Source organism: Sphingomonas hankookensis (assembly GCF_022664465.1).
GTDB classification, from domain to species: Bacteria; Pseudomonadota; Alphaproteobacteria; order Sphingomonadales; family Sphingomonadaceae; genus Sphingomonas; species Sphingomonas hankookensis.
In genome coordinates this window covers 365,936-392,611 of sequence record NZ_JAKREV010000002.1, presented here as the reverse complement: position 1 = coordinate 392,611, position 26,676 = coordinate 365,936, and the positions used below count along the sequence as shown (strand labels likewise).

The window sequence follows — 26,676 nt, the reverse complement described above, 5'->3', positions numbered from 1 at the left end:
GCGGTTTTCAGCGGTTCCTGCCGCACGGATCGTGGTTAAGTGTCAATTAACCCGACAAGGTCGAGCGCCTCGAGCAGCGCCCGCCGCGCCGCCTCGATCCGCTCGATCAGCGCCGCATCGCCGATATCGGACGGCGCAATCTGCTTGGGCCAATGCGCCTCGACCACTGCTGCGATCCGGTCGAGCTTCGCATCGTCGACCAGGAAGCGGGGATCGATCGTCGCCGGATCGGCCACGACCCGCAGGCGCAGGCAAGCCGGCCCGCCGCCATTGGCCATCGATTCGCGTACATCGACCACCTCCAGCCGCCGGATCGGCCCGTTGCCGGCGACCATCTCCTGCAACCACTCCCACACGCGCGCATTCTCGCGCGCTTCGGCGGGCAGGATCAGCGCCATGCCGCCGCCGCCGTCGGGCAACGTCACCAGCTGCGCATTGAACAGATAGGAGGCGATCGCATCGGCAAGGCTGACGCGGTCGGCCGGTACCTCGACGATCTCGACCGATGGCATCGCCCGGCGCAGGTCGGCGAAGAAGCCGTCGCGGTCGTGGAACGCCAGTTCATGCGCGAACAGCACGCGTTCGTTGGCGACCGTCACCACGTCATTATGGAACGCGCCGGCCGCGATCGCCGCGTCCGACTGCCGCACAAACAGCGTCCGCGCCGTATCGAGGCCATGCCCGCGCGCGATCGTCGCGCTGGCCTCCGGATGCTGCCGGGCGGGGAAGGGGCCACCGGCCACGCCATAGACGAACACTTCGACGCCGGCCGTGCCGTGCGTCTCGCATAGCCGCATATGGTTGGCGGCGCCCTCGTCCCCGAACGGGGCGGGGACGGGGCCATGCACCACAAACGCCGGATCGGCAAAGGCCAGTTCGAGCTGTTTCAGTGTCGCCGGCCATTCGTGGCTGCGATGCGGCATCGTTACGAGGTTCGCGACGGTCAGGTGGCAGCGCCCGTCACCGCAATCGGCGGCAGGGGAGACGGTCGCGGCATTGGCCGCCCACATCGCCGATGCCGACAGCGCCTGTGCCTGCAATGTCGGCGATGCCTCCCCATACCCACAGTGCAGCCGGTTCATCCAACCATGGTCCGGGCGCGGATGCGGCAACAGGATGCCCTGTGTCAGCCCCAGCGCGAGGTTCGCGCGCATCTTGGCGATCCCCTGCAACGCCGCCGCGCGCGGGCGCGACGTCCCGCCCGCATTGCGCGTCGCCGCGAGGTTGCCGTGGCTCAGCCCCGCATAATTATGGCTGGGACCGATGATCCCGTCGAAATTGATCTCGCGCACGCTCATCGTCCCACCTGCGACACCGTATCGCCGACCGCGACGTCCAACGCGCGTGCCGCCTCCGCGTCAATCACGATCCCATCGTCGCGCACCGTCACTTCGCCCATACACGCGCGGAACTCGGCCAGCCGCCCGGTCGCCAGCAGCGACGGTGTGCCGCCTTCGCCGATCGCCACCACCTGCCGCTCGCGCTGGTCGCGCACCGTCGCGATCTGGTCGGTCCGCGCGGTCATCGTCGGGCCGCCGTCAAAGATGTCGACGTAATTCTCATAGGCGAAGCCTTCGTTCTCCAGCATCCGCATCGCCGCCCGGCCGGTCGGATGGGGCAGGCCGATGACCCCGCGCGCCGCTTCGGGCAGCATCGCGATATAGACCGGGTGGCGCGGCATCAGGTCGGCGATGAACTGGTTGCCGTGGATCGCATTGAACTGGTCGGCATCCTGGAACGTCATGCCGAAGAACCGCCCGGCGACCCCGTCCCAGAAGGGCGAACCGCCCGCCTCGTCAATGATCCCCCGCAATTCCGCCAGCACCCGATCGGCAAAGCGCCCGCGATGCCGCGCGATGAACAGATAGCGCGACCGGGCCAGCAGCAGCCCCAGCCCGCCGGCACGCTCGCCGGGATGCAGGAACAGCCCGCCGACCTCGCTCGACCCCTCCAGATCGTTGACGAGGTTCAGGATGTCGGCGCGGAAAGTCCGCCCCAGCGCCTCGCTATGCTTGGTCAGCGTCGCGACGCGATAGGAGTAGAAGGGCCACCGCTGCCCGACTTTCGTGAACACCTGACACGTACCGCGCACCTCGCCGGTGTCGATATTCTCCAGTACCAGCACGAACACTTCGTCGCGCGGCGCGTCCTCCTCATGGCTGAACGCCACGGCGCTGCGCTCCAGCCGGGTCATCAGCGCGTTGCGATCGGGGGGCAGGTTGGTAAAGCCCCCGCCGGTCAGCTTCGCCATTTCATAGAGATATTTCAGGTCGCTTTCGCGCGCCGCACGGATTCGAAACGTCACAATCCCCCCTGACCCGCGATACGGGCAATCGCCAGTGCCGACAGTCCGGCGCGTTCGGCCAAGCTGTCGACGATCATAAATTCCTGCGCCGAATGGATCGCGCCGCCGCGCACCCCCATCGTGTCGATCACCGGCACGCCGCACGCGGCGATGTTGTTGCCGTCGCACACCCCGCCGGTATCGCGCCATGCGATCGGAATCGACAGGTCGCTGCCCACCTGCTGCACCAGCGCGAACAGCTGGGCGGCACCGGCATCGATCGGCTTGGGCGGGCGGTTGAAGCTGCCATGCACTGCGATCTCGACCTCATGGGTCGCTGCGACGTCCGCCACAACCGCATCGATCTGCGTCCGCGCCCGCTCGATCTCGTCCAGTCCATGCGGCCGGAAGTTCACCCGCAGCACCGCATGATCGGGCACGACATTGTTCGGCCCGCCGCCATCGATCCGCGCCGGGTTGACCGCCAGTCGCGGGCTCCGCGCCGCGCTCAGCCGGAGCGCGATATCGGCGGCGGCGATGATCGCGTTGCGCCCTTCCTCCGGATTGCGCCCGGCATGCGCGCTGCGCCCGGTGACGACGATCGAGAAATTGCCGGTGCCGCCCCGCGCGCCCGCCAGCGTGCCATCGGGCAGGGCCGGTTCGTAGGTGAATGCCGCTACCTTCCCCCGTGCCACCCGGTCGATCAGCCGCGCGGAGGAGAACGACCCCGTCTCCTCGTCCGAATTTACCATCACGTCATAGCCGAAGCGATCGCCGATCCCCGCCGCCTCGACCGCCATCAGCGCGGCGAGCATCACTGACAGCCCGCCCTTCATATCGGCCGCGCCGGGTCCGTTCAGCGTATTGGCGTCGATGTAGCGCATCGCCTGGAAAGCGTGGGTCTCGCCGTACACCGTGTCCATATGCCCGGTGAACAGCATCCGCACCGGCGCCTCCGGCCGGACCCGCACCAGCAGGTGTCGCCCGTGGTCGATCGCGCGGACCGTGCCGTCGGCATCGACCGTCTCTACCGGATCGGGATCGACCAGCGAGACCTCACCCGGCAGCGCGGCGAACGCATCCGCCAGCAATCCGGCCATGGTGTCCAGCCCCGCGACGTTGCGCGTCCCGCTGTTCACCGCCACCCATCGTTCGACCTGCGACCGCATGGCCGCGCCGTCGATCCTGTCGATCGTCCGGCGTTCGTGCCCGTCTATCCTGTCCATCGCCCTGCTGTAGAGGGATATGGTATCAAACGGAACCGTTTTGGGGTTGGTATCGATATCCGCGCGGGCTCTCCGATCCACAAACGTCATCCCAGCGAAGGCTGGGATCTCCCGTTTATGGCACGGGACAAGAGCCGTCAGAGACCCCAGCCTTCGCTGGGGTGACGTATATGCGCAACCGGATTACCCCCTCAGAACGCGTACACCAGCGATGCGCGTCCGGTAGTATCCGCGTTGACCCGTCCGACCGGCGGACGGCTTTCGAACTGGATATTGTACGACAGCCGCGCCGATAGCGGCCCCAGCAGCTTGGCGTCGACCGCGGTCAGGCTGGTGACCGTGCTGTTCGCATCCTGCAAATAGGCCGAGGTATCCTGCCTTAGCGTCAGCGCGGGTGTCATCCGCCAGTCGAAATCGACCGACCCGCGCGCCGCCAGATTGCGTTCGGCAGTGCCGGTGGTGAACGACGTATAGCGAAATGCCGGCCCCAGTTCGAGGTCGAGCGTCACCGGCCCCTTGGCGACAACGGTATAGCCCGCGCCGCTTGATGCCGAATAACGGTCGTAATAGCCGAAGAACTTGTCCGATTCGAACTGTGCCGCGCCATAGATATACAGTCGGTCGTCGACCTTGTAGTTCGGTTCGAACGCCGCGAGATAATGTTCGCGCGTCGGGATGTTGTTGTTTTCCTGATAATCCGCCTGCAGCTTCAACTTGTGGCGCCAGCGATATCCCTCACGCGACAGGTCGAGTACCGCGGTCACACCCAGACTGTCCGAATTGCCGCTGTTGATCCAGCCGCCGACCTCGGCACGTCCCTTCACCAGCGCGCCGAACGACGCGGTACGCAACCGCTTCTCGGTCTTTTCGCTGCGTTCGAACGTGTAGTGCGACGCCAGTTCGGCGATCTTCTGCGAATGTTTCGGCGCAGCCTTGCGGGCATAGCGCACGATCGTCGCGACGTCGTTGTCGTTACCCGACGCCATCGCCTCTTCCAGCATCGTCCGGATTTCGATCGGCAGATCGGGCTCGGGCGGCGGCTCGGCGTAGTAAGCGCCGAGTGGCAAAAGGAATGCGGGGTTGAGCATCACCGCCCGCTATAGCCGATCGCGTGGACCGCGGCTGAACGGCTCGTCCCGCCGATCGGGCAGTTCACCGATGCAAATGATCCGCAAATCCGGCGAGCACCGCTTCGTACAGCGCCTTCTTGAACGGCACGATCATCGTCGGCAGGTCGACGGGGTCGGCCCAGCGCCATGCGCGGAATTCCGGCTCGGGCGTCTGGATGTCGATATCGCCATCGTTGCCCTCGAACGCGAACAGGAACCAGCGCTGCCGCTGCCCGCGCCATTTCCCTTTCCAGATCTTGCCGATCATGTCGTCGGGCAGGTCGTAGAACAGCTCTTCGGGGCTTTCCGCGATCAGCCGCACCTTGTCCGCCGCCACGCCGGTTTCCTCGCGCAGCTCGCGCACCGCCGCGTCGATCGGCGCTTCGCCCGGATCGATCCCGCCCTGTGGCATCTGCCACGCCTCCAGCGTCGAATCGAGCCGCTGGCCGACGAACACCCGTCCGTCGCGGTTCAGCAGCATGACGCCGGCACAGGGGCGATAGGGGAGGGTGGTCTTGTCCATGTCCGCCTTCCTATCCGCCGCGCACCGCTTTTGCGAGGCGCATCCGCACCTTATCTGTCCGTGGGTGATCCCCGTCGTCCACCATCCCCACTATGTCGCCGAAAGCCCGCCGGGCAGCCGCTATCGCTGGGGCAAGAACGGCCTCGTCCGCGACCTGTTGCTCGACATGGGTGACGCGATCGAATGGCATGGCTGCGATCCGATGCCGCGTGCGTGGATCGAGGCGGTGCACGACGATACCTATGTCGCCGAGGTGATCGAGGCGCGCGTGCCCCCGCACAAGGAACGCCGCATCGGCTTCGCCGTCACTCCGCCGATGGCGCTCCGGGCACAGGCGGTGCCCGGTGGCACCTACGCCGCCGCCCGCGTCGCGATGGACCGTGGCTATGCCGCCAACACCGCCGGGGGTAGCCACCACGCGCTCGCCGACACCGGTGCGGGCTATTGCGTGTTCAACGACCTCGCCATCGCCGCGCACCGGCTGGTCGACGAAGGGACGTGCGAGCGGGTGCTGGTGGTCGATGTCGACGTCCACCAGGGTGATGGTACCGCCTCGCTCCTCGCCGGGCGCACTGGACTTGCTACCTATTCGATCCATGCCGAGAAGAATTTTCCGGCGCGCAAGGCCGTCTCGACGCTCGACGTGCCTCTGCGCGACGGGGTCGGCGACGACGAGTATCTGACGGCGCTCGAAGCGACGCTGGTCCCGCTGATCGACAGTTTCGGCCCGACGCTGCTGCTGTATCAGGCCGGGGTCGACCCGTTCGCCGCCGACCGGCTGGGGCGGCTGGCGTTGACGCAGGACGGCCTGAATGAACGCGATCGCTGGGTCGGGCAGTTGGCAAAGGCGCGCGGCATGCCGATCGCCAGCGCGCTGGGTGGCGGGTACGGCGACCTGCTCGAAGTGTCGCACCGCCATGTCGCGTCAATCGTCGCGGTGGCGCAGGGAACCGGGATCGTACCGCACGCGTACCCCCGGGGATGAGCGACCCCGTCCTACTCTGGCTCCGCCAGGACCTCCGCCTGCGCGACCAGCCCGCGCTCCGTGCCGCAATCGACGACGGCGACGTCATCCCGGTCTATATCCTCGACGACAAGGCGCCCGGCGACTGGGCGATCGGCGGTGCGCAACGCTGGTGGCTTCACCACAGCCTGAGCGCCTTCGCCGATGCGCTGAAGGCCAAGGACTCGCGCCTGATCCTGCGCAGCGGCGATGCCGTCACCGAACTGCGCAAGTTGATGAAAGAGACCGGCGCGACCCGCATCCATGCGATGCGCCACTATGAACCATGGTGGGTAAAGGCGCAGGACGCGCTCGGCGACACGCTGACCCTCCACGACGGCAATCACCTGCGCCCGCCCGAAAGCGTCCGCACCGGTTCGGGCGGCATGTTCAAAATCTATTCGTCCTTCTGGAAGGCGCTGAACCAGATGCTGCCGCCCGAGGACCCGGTGGCGATGCCGCGCACCGTCCCGTCGCCGTCGACCTGGCCCAAGTCCGACAAGCTGACCGACTGGAAGCTGCTGCCGACCAAGCCCGACTGGTCGACCGCCTTCGCCAAGGCATGGCACCCTGGTGAGGACGGCGCACACGAGGCGCTGAAATCCTTCGTCGATCGCGTCGACGATTATGACACGGCCCGCAACCTCCCCTCGATCGACGGCAGCTCGAACTTGTCACCGCACCTCCATCATGGCGAAATCACCCCGCGCCAGGTCTGGGCGGCGCTGGACGGACGGAGCGACAGCCTGACCACCTTCCGCAAGGAACTGGCGTGGCGCGACTTCACCAGCGGCGTCATCCTGTCGATGCCCGACTATGCCGACGCCAATGGCCGCCCGCGCTACGACAAGCTGAAATGGCGCAGCGACGCCGCAGCGAAACGCGACCTCAAGGCGTGGCAGCAGGGCCGCACCGGCTATCCGATCGTCGACGCCGGCATGCGCCAGCTGTGGCAGGTCGGCTGGATGCACAACCGCGTGCGGATGATCGCCGCGTCGTTCCTCATCAAGCACCTGCTGATCGACTGGCGCGAGGGCGAACGCTGGTATTGGGACTGCCTCGTCGATGCGGACTACGGCAATAATTCGGTGAACTGGCAATGGGTCGCGGGGACGGGCGTCGATTCGAACATGTTCGGCCGCATCATGGCCCCGCTGACCCAGTCGGAGAAATTCGACGCCGCCGACTATATCCGTCGCTGGGTGCCCGAACTGGCGAAACTGTCCGACGCGGCAATCCACGATCCGGACGAAGCCGGGTGCCGACCGAAAAACTATCCGGAAAAGATCATCGACCACCGCGAAGCCCGCGAACGCGCACTGGCGGCGGCGCGGGGCATCTAAACTGCGACCACCGTATCCCCGCGCAGGCAGGGATCCAGAGCCACGATCACAACTGTAGTGCTTGCCGCCTTGGACTTCGACCTACGCGGGGGTACGGCTCGGCTGGACTTAAGCGCATTACGCGCACAACCCCCTCCCACCCGGATCGCGCAGCGCCGCAGCCTCCGCCGCGCTGTCGCTCAACCGGTCGAGCTGCAACCCCGACAACGACGCCCGCTTGGTACACAGCGCCGCACACCCATCCGGCAACTTCCCCGGAAAGCGCACCGCATCGCCATCGAACGCCGCGTCGAACGCGCAGTCCTTGCCCAGATCGACCCGCAGCCGCTCGCCATCGCGCGCATACCGTCCGCGCCCGCTGCACCCGGTGCCTTCGCCATAATCGATGAACACGCCGATCCGCTTGCCCGTCACGCACATCCGGTCGCCCTCGCGCGCATACAGCCCGACCGGCGTGGCATTCGCCGGATCGCGGACCACGCCGCGCGCGATCGCCGCCTGTTCCAGGGCCGCGCCCTCGACCGTCTCGGGCGTCGAGCTTCCCTGCGAACACCCCGCCACCAGCAACGCCGCGGCGATCCACCTCATGCGACGGGGACCAGCCGATCGCCCTCGATCCGCCGAAAGAAACAACTCGCCGCCCCGGTATGGCACGCCGGCCCGGCCGGCTCGCAACGCAGCCACAGCGCGTCCTGATCGCAATCGATCCGCACCTCCACCACACGCAACACATTCCCCGACGTCTCACCCTTCTTCCAAAGCGCCCCGCGACTCCGCGACCAGAAGGTCGCCTCATCAGTTTCAATCGTCAGCCGCAGCGCCTCGGCATTCATATGCGCCACCATCAACGGCGCGGCCGTAGCGGCATCGACGCATACCGCGGTCAGCAGTCCGTCGGCATCGAATTTCGGGTTCAGGGTCAGGCCGGTATCGCGCGGGGTCATGCCCAACCCCTATCGCCGATCATGGTTCCGCCGCAATCGACGATCAAAGGGCGACAAATCGATTACGCGTCCCTATATGGCAGCCGCGTGACACGCTTATCCCCGGAAGGGCCTATGTTCACCACCCATCCATTCGACGACGACAAGCTGCGCGAGGAGTGCGGCATCTTCGGTGTTTCCGGCGCGGACGGCGCGGCGGCGCTGGTGGCGCTCGGCCTCCACGCGCTCCAGCATCGCGGGCAGGAAGCGGCAGGCATCTGCAGCTGGGACGGGGCGATGTTCCATACCCAGCGCGCGCAAGGCCATGTCGCGGGCAACTTCGATCGCCCCGAAATCATCGAATCGCTGCCCGGCGCTACGGCGTGCGGCCATGTCCGCTATTCGACCACCGGCGAGACGTCGAACCGCAACATCCAGCCGCTCTATGCCGAACTGGCGTCGGGCGGGTTCGCGGTGGCGCATAACGGCAATCTTTCCAATGCGATGCGGCTGCGCAAGGATCTGGTCCGCACCGGATCGATCTTCCAGTCGACCAGCGACACCGAAGTCATCATCCACCTCGTCGCCACGTCCAACTATCGGACGCTGCTCGACCGCTTCATCGATGCGCTGAAGCAGGTCGAAGGCGCCTATTCGCTGATCTGCATGACGCCCGAGGGGATGATCGCCTGCCGCGATCCGCTCGGCATCCGTCCGCTGGTAATGGGTCGTCTGGGCGACGGCGCATACATCTTCGCGTCGGAAACCGTTGCGCTCGACGTGGTCGGTGCCGAATTCGTCCGCGAAGTCGAACCGGGCGAGCTGGTCATCGTCAAGAACGGCGAACTGCGCTCGATCCGCCCCTTCGCGCCGCTCAGCCCACGTCCCTGCATCTTCGAATGGGTCTATTTCTCGCGCCCCGATTCGATCAGCGAAGACCGCTCGATCTATTCGGTGCGGAAAGCGATCGGCGCCGAACTGGCGCAGGAGAACGGCGTCGACGCCGACCTCGTCATCCCGGTCCCCGATTCGGGCGTCCCCGCTGCGATCGGCTATGCGCAGGCCTCGGGCATCCCGTTCGAACTTGGCATCATCCGCTCGCACTATGTCGGCCGCACCTTCATCCAGCCGGGCGACAAGGTCCGCCATCTGGGCGTGAAGCTGAAGCACAATGCCAACCGCAAGCTGATCGAGGGCAAGCGCATCGTCCTGATCGACGATTCGATCGTCCGCGGCACCACCTCGCTCAAGATCGTGCAGATGATGCGCGATGCAGGGGCCGCCGAAGTGCATATGCGCATCGCGTCGCCGCCCACCCGGCACAGCTGCTTCTACGGCGTCGATACGCCCGAACGCGCCAAGCTGCTCGCCGCCAAGTTCGATCTGGGCGGGATGACCGACTATATCCAGGCCGACAGCCTCGCCTTCGTGTCAATCGACGGGCTGTACCGCGCATTGGGTGAGGCATCGCGCACCTCGATCCGGCCGAAATATTGCGACGCCTGCTTCACCGGCGATTATCCGACTCCGCTGACCGACCAGGACGAAACAAGTTCGGTCGATCAGCTGGCGATGCTGGCCGAACGCGTCGGATGAGCATGTCGTTGAAGGGGCAGCTGGCGCTCGTCACCGGCGCCAGCCGCGGGATCGGTGCGGCCACCGCCATCGCTCTGGCGGCCGAAGGCGCGCACATCATCCTTACCGCCCGCACCACCGGCGGGCTGGAGGAGGTCGAGGACGCGATCTATGCGGCGGGCGGCTCGGCCACCATCGCGCCGATCGACCTGTACGATCGTACCGCCATCCCGCAACTGGTCTCGGCGATCGCCGAACGCTGGCGCGCGCTCGACATGCTGGTGCTCAACGCCGGTGCGCTCGGCACGCTGGGGCCGGTGCCGTCGTTCGACCTCAAGGAGTTCGACAAGGTGATGGCGCTCAACGTCACCGCCAACGCCGCGCTGATCGCTGCCTTCTCGCCGATGCTGCGTCTTGCGCGCGCCGGCCGCGTCGTCGGCGTCACCTCCTCGGTCGGCGCAGCGCCACGGGCCTATTGGGGAATGTACGGCGCGTCGAAGGCGGCGTTCGACAATCTCATCGCCAGCTACGGTCTCGAAATGGCGAACATCTCAGCCGTCCGCACCGCAATCGTCGATCCCGGCGCCACCCGCACCAAGATGCGCGAGCGCGCCTATCCCGGCGAGGACCCGCAACGGGTAAAACCGCCGGAGCGCGTGGCGGACGCGATCGTACGGCTGATGTCCGACGGCTTTGACACGGGAACCCGCATCCGCGTCGATTGACGAGGGGTCGATCCGGACGTCCCGGCAATGGCGCTAACATTGTAAAAGTCGTCTTCTTGTACCCCGGCGAAGGCCGGGACCCGGTTGCGGGACGTCGGTGGCTGACTGAAAACGCTTTCCAACTGGACCTCGGCATTCGGTCCAGCCAAAGGTTCCTCACCCCAGCGAAAACAAATAGTTCGCTTGCCCCGGGGCCGCTTTCCCCCTCGCTCGTTGACCGGCGGCTGCGCATGCAGCTTGCCGTTCGAGGAGTCGACAATGGCCGTTAAATTCGCCGGAACGATGAACGCGATCAATCGCGGACTGGACGAAACCAAGCCCGCCAAGGGCGCCACCATGATCGAGGATTGGGAAGCCGCACTGGCCGACACCGACGTGCCGGGTGCCAAGGGCATCCTGCGCGACCTGGCCTCGTTGCGCAAGCAATTGGAAAAGGACGCACCCGACAGCGACCGGGTCCACGATCTGCTCCACCGCCTGGGCGCGGCCACGACCAAGATTGCCGAAAAGTCGGACAAGCAGCAGGACAAGCTGCGCGCACTCGGCGAAGCGCTGAGCGAAGCCGGCGAGGAATCGCCCGACGAGGAAGAAGACACCGAAGCCGCCGCCGCGCCGAAGCGGGCGCGCAAGAAGGCGTAAGGGACAGGGCGGCGGCGTATGTATCGATGTGCCGCCGCCTTACCGCTTTCCTACAGCCGCACCGACGGCCACTATCGTCACCCCGGACTTGATCGGGGTCCCGCTTCTTCTGCAACGTCAGTTAGAAAGCGGGACCCCGGATCAAGTCCGGGGTGACGTCTCGGATGTGAGGAGCGTGAAGCGCCATAAACCGTGGCGAGTGTGAACTTAGTGAACTTTGGCCGCTCAGGGCTCGATCGTCGGGGTCCAGGGCCGCTCGCGAAACCACTTGGTGATGATGTATTTGGTCCCCTCGACCACCGCCATCCCCTCGTGCAGCGTGGCGAGGTTGGGGCTGCCGTCCGCGCCCATGTTGTTCCACGCGATCAGCATGCCCGGCCGCGGATTGAACCGCACGCCCGCCTGCGGAAACCACGTCGCGCCGCCTTGTTCGACCTCGTTCAGATAGACCATCGCCGTCCAGGTCCGCTGCCCGCCCTGCACCGCCATCGACGCCCAATAAGGCTCGTTCTCGTTGAAATAGTCGTTGTGCGCGCGGAACTGCTGCCCCGGCGCATAGCGCTGCCCCTGCATCGTCTCGCCATGTTCGGGCGGAATGCCCAGCAGGTGCGCGATCTTCTCGTCGATCGGTTGCAGCAGCGGGTGCCAGCGATCGAGGTCGCAGCTGTCCGACGTCCGGAAATTGGGATCGTTGCTCGCGGTCAGCAGCGTCGACTTGCGGCTGCCATGGTCGATCGTCGCCATCAGCAGGTCGCATTCGGCCTCCGACAGGAAATCGGTCAGCGCGAACAGGACGGCGGCATCGGTCTTGGCCCGGCGGATACCGGGAACGGCGCCGAGCGTCGCCTCGACCGACCGGCCCCATTCGGCCCGGACGGGGGAGGGGCCACCGGGGGCCTTGCGGACGGGACTATTCATGCCACGCGTTCAACCAGATAGGGCAAGGGCTGTCGAGGGGAGTAGGGACGACCGGTCAATGCTCCGGCGTCTCCATCAGTTCGATCAGCACACCACCCATGTCGCGCGGATGGACGAAGACGATCGGCGTTCCATGCGCCCCGATCCGTGGGCTTCCCAGCACCCGCGCGCCCTTGGCCGCCAGCCCGGCGACCGCCACCGCGATATCCGCGACCTCGAAGCACAGATGATGCTGCCCGCCTGCCGGGTTCTTTACGAGAAACCCGGCGATCGGCGAACTGTCGTCATACGGCTCGATCAGCTCGATCTGCGTATTGGGCGCATCGATGAAGCATACCTTCACCCCCTGCGCCGGCAGGTCGAACGGCTCGCCAATGGCATCGGCACCCAGCAGGTCGCGATACATCGCGATCGACGCCGTGATCGAAGGCGTGGCGACCCCGACATGGTTCAACCGGCCGAGGCTCACGACAAATCCTCCCCGGCACGGGGAGGGGGACCATTTGCAGGATGGTGGAGGGGACCGTCAGCACACGGAACCGTTGCGATGGAGCCAAGCCCCCTCCATCCCTCGCTTGCGCGAGCGGTCCCCCCCCCCGTGCCGGGGAGGACTTCAAAGCGGGATATTGTCATGCTTCTTCCACGGGTTCTCGAGCTTCTTGTTCCGCAGCTTGCGCAGTCCGAGCGCCACCCGCCGCCGGGTGGAATGCGGCAGGATCACCTCGTCGACGAACCCCTTGCTCGCCGCGACGAACGGATTGGCGAAGCGCGCCTCATATTCCGCGGTCCGCGCCGCGACCTCGGCCGGGTCCTTCGAGCGGAAGATGATCTCGACCGCGCCCTTGGCACCCATCACCGCGATCTCGGCGGTCGGCCATGCATAGTTCAGGTCGCCGCGCAGATGCTTCGACGCCATCACGTCATACGCCCCGCCATAAGCCTTGCGGGTGATGACCGTGATCTTGGGCACCGTCGCCTCGGCATAGGCGAACAACAGCTTGGCGCCGTGTTTGATGATCCCCGAATGCTCCTGACCCACGCCCGGCAGGAAGCCCGGCACGTCGACGAACGTCAGAAGCGGAATCTCGAACGCATCGCAGAAGCGCACGAACCGTGCCGCCTTCTTCGACGAATTGATGTCGAGGCACCCGGCCAGCACCATCGGCTGATTGGCGACGATGCCGACGGTGCGCCCCTCGATCCGGCCGAAGCCGATGATGATGTTCGCCGCATGCCCCGGCTGCAATTCGAAGAAGCTGCCGTCATCGACCGTCCGCACGATCAGCTCGTGCATGTCGTACGGCTGGTTGGCGCTGGGCGGGATCAGCGTGTCGAGGCTCGGCTCGCTCCGATCCCACGGATCGTCGCTCGGCCGTTCCGGCACGCCGCTGCGGTTGTTGGCGGGCAGGAAATCGACGAAGTCGCGCGCCGCCAGCAAAGCCTCGATATCGTTCTCGAACGCGCAGTCGGCGACCGACGACTTCGTGGTATGGGTGATCGCGCCGCCCAGTTCCTCCTGGGTCACGACCTCGTTGGTGACCGTCTTCACCACGTCGGGGCCGGTCACGAACATGTAGCTGGAATCCTTCACCATGAAGATGAAGTCGGTCATCGCCGGAGAATAGACCGCGCCACCCGCGCACGGCCCCATGATGAGCGACAGCTGCGGCACCACGCCCGATGCCAGCACGTTGCGCTGGAACACCTCGGCATAGCCGCCCAGCGACGCCACGCCCTCCTGAATCCGCGCGCCGCCCGAATCGTTGAGACCGATGACCGGCGCGCCGACCTTCATCGCCATGTCCATGATCTTGCAGATTTTCTGGGCATGTCGTTCCGACAGCGACCCGCCGAACACGGTGAAGTCCTGGCTGAAGACATAGACGAGGCGGCCGTTGACCGTGCCCGATCCCGTCACCACGCCGTCACCCGGAATCACCTGATCCGGCATGCCGAAATCGACGCAATTATGTTCGACATACATGTCGAGTTCCTCGAACGACCCTTCGTCGAGAAATATGTCGACCCGTTCGCGCGCGGTTAGCTTGCCCTTGGCATGTTGCGCCGCGACCCGCTTATCACCGCCGCCGGCCCGCGCCGCCGCGCGCCGCTTTTCCAACGCTTCGAGTGCTTCGAGCATCGTCTCTCCTTGGCCCGTTGGTCGGGCGTTTCCGCCCTTGTGCCAGCAGGCGGGGGGAGAGCGCAATATTCTTGCGTCAACCGAAGCGATATCCTGACACGACCCAGCCCATCACCTCGTCGCGATAGTCGCACACGGCCGCATCGTCGCCACCCGCGCCGAGCGTCACCATCAGCGGCAACAGATGCTCTGCCTCCGGATGCGCGAACCGGGCGTGCGGCAGGCTTTCCCACGCCGCGACCCGTTCGGTCCGTGCGACCGGATCGGGATCAGTCACCGCCGCGGTCAGCGCGGTATCCCATGCATCCGCGACCGGCGTCACCGACGGTCCACGCGCGCGCAGATTGTGGAAGCTCATGCCCGACCCGACGATCAGCACGCCTTCGTCGCGCAAGGGGGCCAGCGCCCGCCCCATCGCGATATGCGCCGCGGGATCGAGCGACCGGTCGAGCGAGAGCTGGACCAGCGGGATATCGGCATCCGGCACCGCGACCATCATCGGAATGAACACGCCGTGATCCCAGCCACGCGCCGCCTCTTCGTCGGTCGCAAAGCCTGCACCCCGCAACAGCGCCGCCGCCCGCCGTGCGACGTCCGGTACCCCGGCCGCGTCCCAGCGCAGGTGATAGGTATGCTCGGGAAAGCCGTAATAATCGTACAGCAACGCCGGACGCTCGCCGACATGGACGGTCGGCCGCTCCGCCTCCCAATGGCCGGAGATCATCAGGATCGCGCGTGGCCGCTCCGGCAGCGACGCGATCAGCCCGGCGAGATAGGCCTGCATCGGCCGCCACATCGGGTCGGGCGCTTCGCCGGGGTGCATGAAAAAGCAGGGGCCGCCGCCATGCGGCACAAACAGGGTGGGGAGGGTCATGGCCGAAAGATCGGTCGCGCACGCGCACGGCTCAAGGCCGCATCCGGAAACGACCCGTTTCGTCAGGGTTGGCGTTGTGCGGGCAAGCCCCCTACAAGGTCGCCCGCATGACCCGCTTCACCGTCAACAACCTGCCGCAGGAATATCGGCTCGATCCCGAAACGCCGTTGTTGTGGGCGCTGCGCGACGCGTCGAACCTGACCGGCACCAAATATGGCTGCGGCACCGGCCATTGCGGCGCCTGCACGGTCGATATCGATGGCCGCGCGGTCAAGTCGTGCCAGGTCGCGATCGGCAGCCTGGAAGGAACCTTCGTCACCACGATCGAGGGGCTGGCGCGCGATCGCAGCCACCCGGTACAGGCGGCGTTCCTCGCGGCACAGGTGGTGCAGTGCGGCTTTTGCATCCCCGGCTTCGTCATGGCGACGGTCGCGCTGCTGCGGCAGAACCGCGATCCCGGTGAGGCGGAGATCGTCGCCGCGCTCAACCATCTGTGCCGCTGCGGCATCTATCCCCGGCTGGTCGACGCGGTGCGCCAGGCCGCTGCCGCGGCGCGCGGCGACGCGACGCTCGACCCACCCCCGCGCCCCGGCATCGATCGCGACGAAGCCGCGCGCGAGACGCCGGCTTTGACCCCGCCGCGCAAGTAAGCCCTATTCTTTCAATCGGCTGTCACCGCCATTCAGCAACGGTTGATCGCGTCCGTAATAAACCGCATCCATCGATGCCGGCGACCACCGGCGGTGGAGGGATATGATGAAGAGCCGTTTCCTGCTGGCATTGTTGAGCGTGTCGGCGCTGGTGCCGACGGCGGCCATGGCGCAGCCCGAACGCGGGTTCCGCGGACGCGAACGGATCGAACGGGCACCGGGGGGTGAGACGCCCGAAGCCCGCGCCGAATTCCGCAGCGACATCCGCGTCGAAGCGCCGCAGCCGCGCCCCGAACACCCACGGATCGAGGAACGCCGGTCCGAAGCACAGCCCGGTGGTGACGCCCCGCGCTGGCAGGATCGCGGCGACCGCGGCGACCGCGGCGACCGGGGCGATCGCGGCGGCTTCGACCGTCCGCCGCCGCCGCGCGACGGCGCCGGACAGATCGACCGCGAACGCCTGCGTGGCGATGGACAGCGCGGTGACCGGGGCGATCGCGGCTGGCAGCGCAGCCCGCAGCCCGGCACGCCCGATCGCGGCTGGCAGCGTCCGCCCGAACCGCAGGTGCGCGACCGCTTCGAACGGCGCGATCCTCCCCGCGATGCACAGGGCCAGATCGACCGCGAAGCGTTGCGCCGCGACTGGCCGCGCACCGACGGGCGCGGCACGGTGGACCGGCGCGATCAATGGCGTCGCGACCAATGGCGCCGCGAACAGCAGCGTGACCAGTGGAACAATGGCTGGGACCGCGACAATCGCGGCTGGGACCGGAACGACTGGAACCGGGGCGACCGCAACTGGGATCGCGGCAATGGCTGGAACCGCGGCGGGCAATGGGATCGCGGCTGGCGGCGTGACGACCGCTATGACTGGAACCGCTATCGCCAGCAGAATCGCGGCCTCTACCGCCTGCCGCGCTATTATGCACCGCAGGGCTGGAACTACGGCTATCGCCGCTTCGGCATCGGCGTGACGCTCAATTCGTTCCTGTTCGGGTCGAACTACTGGATCAATGATCCCTATTATTACCGTCTGCCCGACGCGTGGGAGCCGTATCGCTGGGTACGCTATTATAACGATGCGTTGCTGGTCGACGTCCGCACCGGACGGGTCGTCGACGTCGAATACGACATCTTCTGGTAAGCCGGTGCGGCGGGGGTTCGCCCCCGCCATATTGCCGTTCGGCCCGTTTGGGGCTGGCGTTCGTCCGTGCCTTTCCGCACACCGTATCAAAAGATACGGGAGAGTGATTCGATGGCAGGCGATATCCGGGTGGAACGGGACGGCGATGTATTGCGCATCGTCCTCGACCGACCCGATCGGCTGAATGCCGCCCCACCGGCGATGTTCGATGCGATCCGCGACGCGCTGGCCGATCGCGGCGGCGCGCGCGCGGTGTTGCTGACCGGGGCAGGGCGCGCCTTCTGTTCGGGCGCCGACGTGACTGCGGCATTGAGCGGCGACGACGCTCCGGCGGCGACGCATGCCGCGCTCACCCATCACTATAACCCGACGCTGCAGGCGATCGCCGATCTCGACGTGCCCGTGGTCAGCGCGGTGCGCGGCGCCGCGGCGGGGATCGGATGCAGCCTCGCGCTCGCCGCCGATTTCTGCGTCGCCGCCGACGATGCCTATTTCCTGCAGGCGTTCGTGAATATCGGCCTGATCCCCGATGGCGGGGCCAGCTGGATGTTGCCGCGCCTGATCGGGCGTGCCCGCGCCGCGCGGATGATGATGCTGGGTGAACGGGTCGCGGCGATCACCGCGCTCGACTGGGGCATGATCCATGCCGTCGTCGACGGTGCCGCGCTGGAGGACGAGGCGATGGCGCTCGCCCGGCGGCTGGCGGCGGGGCCGACGGTCGCGCTTGGGCTGATGCGCCGCAACCTCGCCTATGCGCTCGATCACGATTACTCCGCCGCGATGGCGCGAGAGGCCGAGGCGCAGCGCGCCGCCCGCGCGACGACCGACGCGGTGGAGGGCGGCACGGCCTTTCTCACCAAGCGCGCGCCGCGCTTTACGGGGGCGTGACATGACCCGGCTCGACTTGACCCCCCGTCCGGCGGTAGGGGCCGTGCGATGACAGGCCCGACCATCGAAGACTGGCAGAAGCTCGCCGCACGCGAAGTGAAAGACGCCGACCTCACCTGGACCACGCCGGAGGGGATCGCGGTAAAGCCGCTCTACACCGCTGCCGACGCACCCGATCCGGGCTTGCCCGGCTTCGCGCCGTTCACGCGCGGGGTGAAGGCGTCGATGTATGCCGGCCGCCCCTGGACCATCCGCCAGTACGCCGGTTTCTCGACCGCCGAGGAATCGAACGCCTTCTACCGCCGCAACCTGGCGGCGGGGCAGAAGGGGCTGTCGGTCGCCTTCGACCTCGCCACGCATCGCGGATACGACAGCGACCATCCGCGCGTGGCGGGCGATGTGGGGAAGGCCGGGGTCGCGATCGACACGATCGACGACATGAAGATCCTGTTCGACGGCATTCCGCTCGACACCATGTCGGTCAGCATGACGATGAACGGCGCGGTGCTGCCCTGCCTCGCCTTCTACATCGTCGCGGCGGAAGAACAGGGCGTCGGCCCGGAGAAATTGTCGGGCACGATCCAGAACGACATTCTCAAGGAGTTCATGGTCCGCAACACGTACATCTACCCGCCCGAGCCATCTATGCGGATCGTGTCGGACATCATCGCCTACACCGCCGAACACATGCCGCGCTTCAACAGCATCTCGATCAGCGGCTATCACATGCACGAAGCCGGGGCGACGGCGGTGCAGGAGCTGGCGTTCACCCTCGCCGACGGCATGGCCTATGTCCGCGCGGCGATAGAGCGCGGGCTGGATATCGACGCGTTCGCGGGGCGGCTGTCGTTCTTCTTCGGCATCGGCATGAACTTCTTCATGGAGATCGCGAAGCTCCGCGCCGCGCGCACCCTGTGGAGCCGGATCATCGCCGATTTCGGCGGCAGTCCGCGCAGCCAGACGCTGCGCACCCATTGCCAGACCAGCGGCGTGTCGCTGACCGAGCAGGACCCGTACAACAACGTCATTCGCACGACCGTCGAGGCGATGGCCGCGACCTTCGGCGGGACCCAGTCGCTGCACACGAACAGTCTCGACGAAGCCGTCGCGCTCCCTACCGACTTCTCCGCTCGCATCGCCCGCAATACGCAGCTGATATTGCAGGAAGAGACCGGCATGACCCATGTCGTCGATCCCTTGGGCGGCAGCTATTATGTCGAGGCGCTGACCAAGGAACTGGCCGACAAGGCATGGGCGCTGATCGAGGAGGTCGAGGCCGCCGGCGGCATGATCGACGCCGTCAACAAGGGCATTCCCAAGGAACATATCGAACGCGCCGCCGCCGCCCGGCAGGCGCGGGTCGACCGCGCCGAGGACGTCATCGTCGGCGTCAACAAATACCGGCTGGCACAGGAAGATCCGATCGACATCCTCTCGATCGACAATGCCAAGGTCCGCGCCGACCAGATTCGTCGCATCGAACGGGTAAAGGCGGACCGCGACGAAGCCGTCACGCAGGCGGCGTTGACCGCGTTGCAGGACGGCGCGCGGGGCAACGGCAACCTGCTGGCGCTCTGCGTCGCCGCTGCCCGTGCCCGTGCGACGCTGGGCGAAATGTCGGCGGCAATGGAGGTCGCCTTCGGCCGCCACGCCGTCTCGGTGACCCCGGTCAAGGGCATCTACGGCCCGGCCCATGCCGACGACAGCGGCTGGCTGCGTGCCGGCGAAGGCGTCGCGGCGGTCGAGCGGCGGCTGGGACGGAAACCCCGCATGCTGGTCGCCAAGATGGGGCAGGACGGGCATGATCGCGGCGCCAACGTCGTCGCCAGCGCCTTTGCCGATCTGGGCTTCGACATCGTCTCCGGCCCGCTGTTCCAGACTCCGCAGGAAACCGCGCAGCTGGCGATTGCGCAAGGGGTCGACGTCGTCGGTGCCTCCAGCCTCGCCGCCGGGCATAATACGCTGATCCCCGAACTGATCGAACGGTTGGCGGCGGCGGACCGTGCGGATATCCGCGTCATCGCCGGCGGGGTGATTCCGCCACAGGATTATGCGCTGCTCCGCGAAGCCGGGGTGGCGGCGATTTTCGGACCGGGCACCAACCTGGTCCACGCGGCGGCGGAGGTGCTGACACTGCTCGGCCACAACCTGCCGCCGGTTGGAGAGACTGTGGAATGAACGTGATGACTGCTTCGGTTGCCCTGAACGATGGACGTACCCCCGCGCAGGCGGGGGCCCAGGGCAACGAACGCGACGCCGGTTCTCCGGTCCGCACCGATTGGACCCGCACCGAAATCGCCGACCTGTTCGATCTCCCCTTCGACGAACTGATGTTCCGCGCCCAGACCGTCCACCGCGCCCATCACGCCATCGGACAGGTCCAGCTCTGCACGCTGCTGTCGATCAAGACCGGCGGCTGTCCGGAGGACTGCGGCTACTGCTCGCAATCGGCCAGCGCCGACACGCAGCTCAAGGCGGAAAAGCTGATGGAGGTGCAGGCGGTGCTCGCCTCCGCGGCCGAGGCGAAGGCGGCCGGATCGCAGCGTTTCTGCATGGGCGCGGCATGGCGCAATCCCAAGGACCGCGACATGGACGCGGTGATCGCGATGGTCGAGGGCGTCCGTGCGATGGGCATGGAAACCTGCATGACGCTGGGCATGCTGACTCCCGATCAGGCGCAGCGTCTGGCGGCGGCCGGGCTCGATTACTATAACCACAACATCGACACCTCGCCCGAAAACTACGCCAACATCATCTCGACGCGCTCGTTCGAGGATCGGCTCGATACGCTGGCGCATGTCCGCGCGGCGGGGATCAACGTGTGCAGCGGCGGGATCGTCGGGCTGGGGGAGACGCGCAGCGACCGCGTCGGCTTCGTCCACGCGCTCGCCACGCTGCCGCGCCATCCCGAAAGCGTGCCGGTCAACGCGCTGGTGCCGGTCAAGGGCACGGTGCTCGGCAACATGCTGGCCGACACCCCGCTCGCGAAGATCGACGACATCGAATTCGTCCGCACCGTCGCCGTCGCACGCATCACCATGCCGCTCAGCATGGTCCGCCTGTCGGCCGGGCGCGAAAGCATGTCGGACGCGACGCAGGCGCTGTGCTTCATGGCCGGGGCCAATTCGATCTTCACCGGCGACCAGCTGCTCACCACCGGCAATGCCGGCGACGACGCGGATGCAGCGCTGCTGGCGAAACTCGGGATGACGCCGATGGTTGGGGAGGAACCGATGCGGAGATCCTCATGCTGTTGACCCTGTTCCTCGCCGCCGCCGCCGCCCAGGGCGGTTGCGCCAACGCCACCACCCAGGCCGATATGAACCGCTGCGCACAGGCGGCGCTGCAACGCGCCGACGCGGCGATGACCCGCGAATGGCAGGCGAGCTATGCCAAGATGAAGGCGCAGGACGCGGCTAACACCTCGCGTGGCGGCGGCTTCGGCTATGCCGCGGCGGCGCTCGCCAGCCAGCGCGCGTGGCTGAAGTTCCGCGACACGCAATGCGTCCTCGAAGCCGGCCGCTATGCCGGCGGATCGATGCAGCCGCTGGCGCGCGCCAACTGCCTCGAACGACTGACGAAGGAACGGGCGCAGCAGTTGCGCGATCTGCGCCGCGAGATTTGATGCTGACCCCGAAGTCACGGGGCGGACAGGAGAGCGATTTGTTCAAGAAGATTCTGGTCGCCAATCGCGGGGAAATTGCCTGCCGCGTCATGCGCACCGCCAAGCGGATGGGGATCGCGACCGTCGCGGTCTATTCCGATGCCGACGCCCGCGCGCCGCACGTCATGATGGCGGACGAGAGCGTCCGGCTGGGCCCCGCGCCCGCCGCGCAGAGCTATCTCGACCCCGAACTGATCCTGATGGCGGCGAAGGCGACCGGCGCCGACTGCATCCATCCCGGCTATGGCTTCCTGTCGGAACGGGAGAGTTTCACGCGCGCCTGTGCCGATGCCGGCATCGCCTTTGTCGGCCCGCCGCCGAACGCGATCGCGGCGATGGGCGACAAGATCGAATCGAAGAAGCTGGCGCAGGCCGCTGGCGTCAACGTCGTGCCCGGCTTTCTGGGCGAGATCGCCGATACCGAGGATGCGGTGCGCATCGCCGGCGACATCGGCTATCCGGTGATGATGAAGGCGTCGGCGGGCGGCGGCGGCAAGGGCATGCGCCTCGCGTGGAGCGAACAGGATGTCCGCGAGGGATTCGAGGCGACCAAGCGCGAAGGGCTGGCGAGCTTCGGCGACGACCGCGTCTTCATCGAAAAGTTCATCGAAAGCCCGCGCCATATCGAAATTCAGGTGCTGGGCGATCAACACGGCAACATCGTCTATCTGGGCGAGCGTGAATGTTCGATCCAGCGGCGCCACCAGAAGGTGGTCGAGGAAGCGCCATCACCCTTCGTCACGCCCGCGATGCGCAAGGCGATGGGCGAACAGGCTGTCGCGCTGGCCCGTGCGGTCGGCTATTATTCGGCGGGCACGGTCGAACTGATCGTCTCCGGCGCGGACGTGACGGGGGAGAGCTTCTACTTCCTCGAAATGAACACCCGGCTGCAGGTCGAACATCCGGTGACGGAGGAGATCACCGGCCTCGATCTGGTCGAACAGATGCTCCGCGTCGCGGCGGGCGAACCGCTCGCCTTTCCCCAAGACGAGGTCAAGCTGACTGGCTGGTCGATCGAGAACCGCGTCTACGCCGAAGACCCCTATCGCGGCTTCCTGCCCAGCACCGGCCGGCTGGTACGCTACGATCCTCCCCGGCAGCCCGATACGTCACCCCAGCGAAGGCTGGGGTCTCCCGGTGATGTCGATGCACTCTCCAACGGGGATACCCCAGCCTTCGCTGGGGTGACGGCCGAGGCACGCACCCGTGTCGACGACGGCGTCGTCGAGGGCGGCGAGGTCAGCATGTTCTACGACCCGATGATCGCCAAGCTCATCACCTGGGCCCCGACGCGCGAAGCGGCGATCGACGCCCAAGTCGCGGCGCTCGACCGGTTCGAACTGGCCGGGGTCGGCAACAACATCGATTTTCTCTCCGCGATCATGCAGCACCCCCGCTTCCGCGAAGGCGCGCTGACCACCGGCTTCATCGCCGAGGAATATCCCGAAGGCTTCCACGGCGCCCCCGCCGACCGGTCGCTACTGCGCCAACTGGCGGCGATCGCGGTCCTCGTCGACCTCGAACAATCGCTCCGCGCCCGCTCGATCGACGGACAGCTCGGTCGCCAGGCGCCGCCCTCGACCGAGCGGATCGTCACCGTCGGCGAGCATCGCTTCGAGATTTGCGTCGACGGCTATGACGGCGGGTTGCTGGTCAACATCGACGGTGACGTACCGCTCGACGTCGTGATGCACTGGCGCCCGTCGCAGCGTGTGGTGACCGCCCGGATCGACGGCAGCGAGCTGACCGCGCGCGTCGCCCGCACCATCGGCGGCTGGAAGCTCACTGCCCGCGGCGCTTCGCACATCGTCCGCGTCCTGCCGCCGCACGTCGCCGCGCTCACCCGGCACATGATCGAAAAGGTCCCGCCCGACCTGTCCCGCTTCCTGCTGTGCCCGATGCCGGGCCTGCTGACCCGCGTCGAAGTGGTCGAGGGGCAGAAGGTCGAGGCCGGTCAACCGCTGGCGGTGGTGGAGGCGATGAAGATGGAAAACATCCTGCGCGCCGAACGCCCCGGCACCGTCGCCCGCATCGCCCATGCCGCCGGCGATAGCCTGGCGGTCGATGCGGTCATCATGGAGTTCGAATAGGCGGAACGATTCGTCCGCTGGCGGCTTGTCCGCGAGTGATCGTTTCATCCGCGCAACCATGGTGGCAGGCCGCCACCATCTACCAAATCTATCCACGTTCCTTCGCCGACAGCGACGGCGACGGGATCGGTGACCTGAATGGCATCGCCGACCGGCTCGACTATCTGGTCGATCTCGGCATCGACGCCATCTGGATTTCGCCGATCTACCCGTCGCCGATGGCCGATTTCGGCTATGACGTCGCCGACTATACCGGGATCGACCCGCGCTTCGGCACACTTGCCGATTTCGACGCGCTGCTGGAGAAAGCACACGCCGCGGGCATCAGGGTGCTGCTCGACTTCGTGCCCAATCACAGCTCGGACCGGCACGACTGGTTCGTCGAGAGCCGCGCATCGCGCGACAATCCGAAGCGCGACTGGTATATCTGGCGCGATCCCGCCCCGGACGGCGGCCCGCCCAACAACTGGATCAGCGATTTCGGTGGGCCGGCGTGGAGCTTCGACCCCGCCACCGGCCAATATTATTCGCGTGCCTTCCTGCCCGAACAACCCGACCTGAACTGGCGCAACCCGGAGGTGCAGGCGGCGATGCTGGCCGCGATGCGCTTTTGGTTCGATCGCGGCGTCGACGGGTTCCGCATCGACGTGCAGTGGCACATGGTCAAGCACGCCGACTTCCCCGACAACCCGCGCAACCCCGATTTTCGCGAAGGCATGGGCGACATGCACCGCGTGTTGCAGTTGCACTCAACCGACCAGCCCGAGGTCCACGCCATCGCCACCGCGATGCGCCAGCAGGCCGACGAGTTCGGCGCGGTGCTGGTCGGCGAAATCTACCTCCCGATCCCGAAGCTGATGACCTATTACGGCACCTCCGACGCCCCCGGCGTCCACCTGCCGTTCAATTTCCAGCTGATCGAGGCGAACTGGAACGCTGCCGAACTGGCCACCCGCATCGTCGAGTATGAAGCGGCATTACCGGAGGGCGGCTGGCCCAACTGGGTGCTCGGCAACCACGACCGCCCGCGCATCGCCACGCGCGTTGGGCTGGCACAGGCGAGGGTAGCGGCGATGCTGCTGCTGACGCTGCGCGGCACGCCGACGCTATATCAGGGCGACGAGCTGGGCCTGACCGACGCGCAGGTGCCCGCCGACAAGGTGCAGGACCCGCGCGAACTGCGCGAGCCCGGACTGGGGCTGGGCCGCGATCCGGTGCGCACCCCACTGCCATGGACCGCGGTGGGCGGCTTCACCGCCGGTGACCCGTGGCTGCCGATCGATCCGGCGCACCTGCCGCTCAACGCTGAGGCACAGGCAAGCGACCCCGAATCGATGCTGTCGCTCTACCGCCGCCTGCTGGCGCTGCGCTGCGCCACGCCCGCGCTGGCAACCGGCGCGATCGGCGACGTTCGCGCCGACGGCGACGTGCTGACCTACACCCGCAGCGACGGCACCGACCGCTACCGCATCGTGCTGAACCTCGGCGACCGCCCGGCCAGCGTCGAACCCGGCAACGTCTTCTTATCAACCCACGGCACTACCGATCCCGTCACCCTGCGCCCCGCCGAGGGCCGTATCCTGAAAGTCGACTGATGCGCATCGCGATGATCGCCCCGATCGCGTGGCGCACGCCGCCGCGCCACTATGGCCCGTGGGAGCTGGTCACCAGCCTGCTGACCGAGGCGCTGGTCGCCCGCGGGCTCGACGTCACGCTGTTCGCCACGCAGGACAGCCTGACCGCCGCGACCCTCGCCGCAGTCGTCCCCGCGCCGTACAGCGAAGACCCGTCGATCGACGCAAAGGTGTGGGAGTTTGCGCACCTCGCCCACGTGTTCGAACGCGCGGGCGAGTTCGACCTGATCCACAACCAGGCCGATTTCCCCGCCCACGCCTTTTCCGGGCTGGTCGATACGCCGATGGTCACCACCATCCACGGCTTCTCGTCCGACCGCATCCTGCCGATGTACGCGCCCTATCAGGACCGCGTGCACTATGTCGCGATCAGCGATGCCGACCGTAACCCGGCGCTCCGCTATGCCGCGACGATCCATCACGGCATCCCGCTGGACGACTTCCCGTTCGACGCGGAAGGTAGCGACGATCTGCTGTTCTTCGGCCGGATGCACCCCGACAAGGGCGCGGCGGCAGCGGTCGCGGCGGCACAGGCCAGCGGACGCCGTCTGCACATGGCCGGCATCGTGCAGGACGACCGCTATTGGCGCGAGGAGGTCGAACCGCACATCGATAGCGACCGCATCGTCTATCACGGCGCGGTCGGCGGCACCGCGCGCACCGACCTGCTGGGCCGGTCGCGCGCGCTGCTCCACCTGATCGGCTTCGACGAACCCTTTGGCCTGTCGGTGGTCGAGGCGATGGCGTGCGGCACCCCGGTCATCGCCTATAATCGCGGATCGATGCCCGAACTTATCGAAGACGGCGTCAACGGCTTCCTCGTCGACACCCTCGACGAAGCGGTCGCCGCGATTAAGCGGGTAGGGGAACTCGATCGGGCGGACTGCCGCCGGATCGTCGCCGAACGCTTCTCGGTCGAGGCGATGGCCGAGCGTTATCACGCACTGTACCGCTCGATCCTCGGAGCATGAAACCCAGCTGCAGCATCGACGGTTGAACCTTCACCACAGGAGGTTGGCCATGCCACGCGGCGACAAGAGCAGCTATACCGACAAGCAGAAGCGCAAGGCCGAGCATATCGAGCAGGGCTATGAAGAACGCGGCCTGTCCGAGGAGGAAGCCGAACGCCGCGCCTGGGCGACGGTGAACAAGGATTCGGGCGGTGGCAACAAGTCCGGCTCGGGCCGCGGCAAGCCCGATACGCACAAATCCGCGCATAACGGCGGCAAGGCAGCCGCTGACCGCCCCGCCGCCGATCGCTCGGCCGCCGCGAAGAAGGGCTGGGAAACCCGCCGCCGCAACGCGTCGTAACGCTGCGCTACGG

General features: G+C 66.9%; 26 protein-coding genes. 15 read left to right on the top strand and 11 right to left on the bottom strand.

Annotated elements, in window-relative coordinates:
* Positions 1–35: 35 nt before the first annotated feature.
* From MF610_RS07205 to MF610_RS07185, 5 genes are all read right to left on the bottom strand, one after another.
* Positions 36–1,298 (bottom strand): N-succinylarginine dihydrolase, encoded by a 1,263-nt coding sequence (locus MF610_RS07205; RefSeq protein ID WP_242194348.1) that lies wholly within the window; start codon positions 1,296–1,298, stop codon positions 36–38.
* Entirely contained in the window at positions 1,295–2,305 is a 1,011-nt protein-coding gene (locus tag MF610_RS07200; protein WP_242194346.1) for an arginine N-succinyltransferase, read from the bottom strand. The genes MF610_RS07205 and MF610_RS07200 overlap by 4 nt, the downstream gene beginning before the upstream one ends.
* On the bottom strand, positions 2,302–3,510 hold the full coding sequence (locus tag MF610_RS07195; protein WP_242194345.1) for a hydrolase: 1,209 nt from the start codon (positions 3,508–3,510) through the stop codon (positions 2,302–2,304). Before MF610_RS07195 ends, MF610_RS07200 begins: the two co-directional genes overlap by 4 nt.
* 191 nt (positions 3,511–3,701) lie before the next feature.
* Entirely contained in the window at positions 3,702–4,598 is an 897-nt protein-coding gene (locus tag MF610_RS07190; protein WP_242194343.1) for a DUF481 domain-containing protein, read from the bottom strand.
* Between the two features lie 64 nt (positions 4,599–4,662).
* On the bottom strand, positions 4,663–5,142 hold the full coding sequence (locus MF610_RS07185) for an RNA pyrophosphohydrolase (protein ID WP_242194341.1): 480 nt from the start codon (positions 5,140–5,142) through the stop codon (positions 4,663–4,665).
* A gap of 64 nt (positions 5,143–5,206) precedes the next feature.
* Here MF610_RS07185 and MF610_RS07180 point away from each other — a divergent pair, with 64 nt between their 5' ends.
* Positions 5,207–6,127, top strand: coding sequence for a histone deacetylase family protein (locus tag MF610_RS07180; protein ID WP_242194339.1), 921 nt, complete (start codon positions 5,207–5,209; stop codon positions 6,125–6,127).
* Positions 6,124–7,488: a cryptochrome/photolyase family protein gene (locus MF610_RS07175; RefSeq protein WP_242194337.1), complete on the top strand. Its 1,365-nt coding sequence runs from the start codon at positions 6,124–6,126 to the stop codon at positions 7,486–7,488. Before MF610_RS07180 ends, MF610_RS07175 begins: the two co-directional genes overlap by 4 nt.
* A 117-nt stretch (positions 7,489–7,605) precedes the next feature.
* Here the strand turns inward: MF610_RS07175 and MF610_RS07170 are convergent, their stop codons facing one another.
* Together MF610_RS07170 and hisI are read right to left on the bottom strand one after the other, a co-directional pair.
* Positions 7,606–8,076, bottom strand: a complete 471-nt coding sequence (locus MF610_RS07170; protein ID WP_242194335.1) for a hypothetical protein — start codon at positions 8,074–8,076, stop codon at positions 7,606–7,608.
* Positions 8,073–8,432, bottom strand: a complete 360-nt coding sequence (gene hisI / locus MF610_RS07165; protein ID WP_242194333.1) for a phosphoribosyl-AMP cyclohydrolase — start codon at positions 8,430–8,432, stop codon at positions 8,073–8,075. The genes MF610_RS07170 and hisI overlap by 4 nt, the downstream gene beginning before the upstream one ends.
* 114 nt (positions 8,433–8,546) lie before the next feature.
* On the opposite strand from hisI, the gene purF reads away from it, so the two are divergent.
* The 3 genes from purF to MF610_RS07150 all read left to right on the top strand — a co-directional run bounded on the left by purF (position 8,547) and on the right by MF610_RS07150 (position 11,350).
* Positions 8,547–10,007 carry an amidophosphoribosyltransferase gene (gene purF / locus MF610_RS07160; protein WP_242194331.1) on the top strand — a complete coding sequence of 487 codons (1,461 nt, stop codon included), beginning with the start codon at positions 8,547–8,549 and terminating at the stop codon, positions 10,005–10,007.
* Positions 10,004–10,711, top strand: a complete 708-nt coding sequence (locus MF610_RS07155; protein WP_242194330.1) for an SDR family NAD(P)-dependent oxidoreductase — start codon at positions 10,004–10,006, stop codon at positions 10,709–10,711. The genes purF and MF610_RS07155 overlap by 4 nt, the downstream gene beginning before the upstream one ends.
* A gap of 258 nt (positions 10,712–10,969) precedes the next feature.
* Positions 10,970–11,350, top strand: a complete 381-nt coding sequence (locus tag MF610_RS07150) for a hypothetical protein (RefSeq protein ID WP_242194328.1) — start codon at positions 10,970–10,972, stop codon at positions 11,348–11,350.
* 225 nt (positions 11,351–11,575) lie between these two features.
* On the opposite strand, the gene MF610_RS07145 is transcribed toward MF610_RS07150, so the two are convergent.
* The 4 genes from MF610_RS07145 to MF610_RS07130 all read right to left on the bottom strand — a co-directional run bounded on the left by MF610_RS07145 (position 11,576) and on the right by MF610_RS07130 (position 15,282).
* Positions 11,576–12,268, bottom strand: a complete 693-nt coding sequence (locus tag MF610_RS07145; RefSeq protein ID WP_242194324.1) for a prolyl hydroxylase family protein — start codon at positions 12,266–12,268, stop codon at positions 11,576–11,578.
* A gap of 55 nt (positions 12,269–12,323) precedes the next feature.
* Complete coding sequence (mce, locus tag MF610_RS07140; RefSeq protein WP_242194321.1) at positions 12,324–12,737, bottom strand: methylmalonyl-CoA epimerase; 414 nt, start codon at positions 12,735–12,737, stop codon at positions 12,324–12,326.
* A gap of 144 nt (positions 12,738–12,881) precedes the next feature.
* The gene (locus MF610_RS07135) at positions 12,882–14,408 is read right to left on the bottom strand and encodes an acyl-CoA carboxylase subunit beta (RefSeq protein WP_242194320.1); all 1,527 of its coding nucleotides are present in this window, start codon (positions 14,406–14,408) and stop codon (positions 12,882–12,884) included.
* A 76-nt stretch (positions 14,409–14,484) separates the two neighbouring features.
* Positions 14,485–15,282, bottom strand: coding sequence for a DODA-type extradiol aromatic ring-opening family dioxygenase (locus MF610_RS07130; protein WP_242194318.1), 798 nt, complete (start codon positions 15,280–15,282; stop codon positions 14,485–14,487).
* 107 nt (positions 15,283–15,389) lie between these two features.
* Here MF610_RS07130 and MF610_RS07125 point away from each other — a divergent pair, with 107 nt between their 5' ends.
* The 10 genes from MF610_RS07125 to MF610_RS07080 all read left to right on the top strand — a co-directional run bounded on the left by MF610_RS07125 (position 15,390) and on the right by MF610_RS07080 (position 26,663).
* On the top strand, positions 15,390–15,932 hold the full coding sequence (locus MF610_RS07125; RefSeq protein ID WP_242194316.1) for a (2Fe-2S)-binding protein: 543 nt from the start codon (positions 15,390–15,392) through the stop codon (positions 15,930–15,932).
* Between the two features lie 106 nt (positions 15,933–16,038).
* A complete protein-coding gene (locus tag MF610_RS07120; RefSeq protein WP_242194314.1) occupies positions 16,039–17,076 on the top strand; it encodes an RcnB family protein in 1,038 nt (345 codons plus the stop codon).
* Positions 17,077–17,187: 111 nt separating this feature from the next.
* Positions 17,188–17,964, top strand: a complete 777-nt coding sequence (locus MF610_RS07115; RefSeq protein ID WP_242194312.1) for an enoyl-CoA hydratase-related protein — start codon at positions 17,188–17,190, stop codon at positions 17,962–17,964.
* Positions 17,965–18,012: 48 nt separating this feature from the next.
* Complete coding sequence (gene scpA / locus MF610_RS07110; RefSeq protein ID WP_242194309.1) at positions 18,013–20,142, top strand: methylmalonyl-CoA mutase; 2,130 nt, start codon at positions 18,013–18,015, stop codon at positions 20,140–20,142.
* A 2-nt stretch (positions 20,143–20,144) separates the two neighbouring features.
* On the top strand, positions 20,145–21,221 hold the full coding sequence (gene bioB / locus MF610_RS07105; protein ID WP_380870848.1) for a biotin synthase BioB: 1,077 nt from the start codon (positions 20,145–20,147) through the stop codon (positions 21,219–21,221).
* Positions 21,212–21,589 carry a lysozyme inhibitor LprI family protein gene (locus tag MF610_RS07100; RefSeq protein WP_242194304.1) on the top strand — a complete coding sequence of 126 codons (378 nt, stop codon included), beginning with the start codon at positions 21,212–21,214 and terminating at the stop codon, positions 21,587–21,589. Before bioB ends, MF610_RS07100 begins: the two co-directional genes overlap by 10 nt.
* Before the next feature lie 38 nt (positions 21,590–21,627).
* On the top strand, positions 21,628–23,718 hold the full coding sequence (locus MF610_RS07095; RefSeq protein ID WP_242194302.1) for an acetyl-CoA carboxylase biotin carboxylase subunit: 2,091 nt from the start codon (positions 21,628–21,630) through the stop codon (positions 23,716–23,718).
* A 35-nt stretch (positions 23,719–23,753) separates the two neighbouring features.
* Positions 23,754–25,313 (top strand): alpha-amylase family glycosyl hydrolase, encoded by a 1,560-nt coding sequence (locus MF610_RS07090; RefSeq protein WP_242194300.1) that lies wholly within the window; start codon positions 23,754–23,756, stop codon positions 25,311–25,313.
* Positions 25,313–26,323, top strand: coding sequence for a glycosyltransferase family 4 protein (locus tag MF610_RS07085; protein ID WP_242194297.1), 1,011 nt, complete (start codon positions 25,313–25,315; stop codon positions 26,321–26,323). The genes MF610_RS07090 and MF610_RS07085 overlap by 1 nt, the downstream gene beginning before the upstream one ends.
* Before the next feature lie 49 nt (positions 26,324–26,372).
* Positions 26,373–26,663, top strand: a complete 291-nt coding sequence (locus MF610_RS07080) for a plasmid stabilization protein (protein WP_242194296.1) — start codon at positions 26,373–26,375, stop codon at positions 26,661–26,663.
* Positions 26,664–26,676: the final 13 nt, after the last annotated feature.

Coding starts and splice junctions, on each gene's coding strand:
- scpA (WP_242194309.1), top strand. CDS start 18,013: ATGACAGGCCCGACCATCGAAGACTGGCAGAAGCTCGCCGCACGCGAA.
- MF610_RS07125 (WP_242194316.1), top strand. CDS start 15,390: ATGACCCGCTTCACCGTCAACAACCTGCCGCAGGAATATCGGCTCGAT.
- MF610_RS07170 (WP_242194335.1), bottom strand. CDS start 8,076: ATGAGGTGGATCGCCGCGGCGTTGCTGGTGGCGGGGTGTTCGCAGGGA.
- MF610_RS07190 (WP_242194343.1), bottom strand. CDS start 4,598: ATGCTCAACCCCGCATTCCTTTTGCCACTCGGCGCTTACTACGCCGAG.
- MF610_RS07130 (WP_242194318.1), bottom strand. CDS start 15,282: ATGACCCTCCCCACCCTGTTTGTGCCGCATGGCGGCGGCCCCTGCTTT.
- MF610_RS07080 (WP_242194296.1), top strand. CDS start 26,373: ATGCCACGCGGCGACAAGAGCAGCTATACCGACAAGCAGAAGCGCAAG.
- MF610_RS07150 (WP_242194328.1), top strand. CDS start 10,970: ATGGCCGTTAAATTCGCCGGAACGATGAACGCGATCAATCGCGGACTG.
- MF610_RS07185 (WP_242194341.1), bottom strand. CDS start 5,142: ATGGACAAGACCACCCTCCCCTATCGCCCCTGTGCCGGCGTCATGCTG.
- MF610_RS07195 (WP_242194345.1), bottom strand. CDS start 3,510: ATGGACAGGATAGACGGGCACGAACGCCGGACGATCGACAGGATCGAC.
- hisI (WP_242194333.1), bottom strand. CDS start 8,432: ATGACCCCGCGCGATACCGGCCTGACCCTGAACCCGAAATTCGATGCC.
- MF610_RS07100 (WP_242194304.1), top strand. CDS start 21,212: ATGCTGTTGACCCTGTTCCTCGCCGCCGCCGCCGCCCAGGGCGGTTGC.
- MF610_RS07135 (WP_242194320.1), bottom strand. CDS start 14,408: ATGCTCGAAGCACTCGAAGCGTTGGAAAAGCGGCGCGCGGCGGCGCGG.
- MF610_RS07085 (WP_242194297.1), top strand. CDS start 25,313: ATGCGCATCGCGATGATCGCCCCGATCGCGTGGCGCACGCCGCCGCGC.
- MF610_RS07145 (WP_242194324.1), bottom strand. CDS start 12,268: ATGAATAGTCCCGTCCGCAAGGCCCCCGGTGGCCCCTCCCCCGTCCGG.
- MF610_RS07205 (WP_242194348.1), bottom strand. CDS start 1,298: ATGAGCGTGCGCGAGATCAATTTCGACGGGATCATCGGTCCCAGCCAT.
- MF610_RS07155 (WP_242194330.1), top strand. CDS start 10,004: ATGAGCATGTCGTTGAAGGGGCAGCTGGCGCTCGTCACCGGCGCCAGC.
- MF610_RS07175 (WP_242194337.1), top strand. CDS start 6,124: ATGAGCGACCCCGTCCTACTCTGGCTCCGCCAGGACCTCCGCCTGCGC.
- MF610_RS07120 (WP_242194314.1), top strand. CDS start 16,039: ATGAAGAGCCGTTTCCTGCTGGCATTGTTGAGCGTGTCGGCGCTGGTG.
- purF (WP_242194331.1), top strand. CDS start 8,547: ATGTTCACCACCCATCCATTCGACGACGACAAGCTGCGCGAGGAGTGC.
- MF610_RS07115 (WP_242194312.1), top strand. CDS start 17,188: ATGGCAGGCGATATCCGGGTGGAACGGGACGGCGATGTATTGCGCATC.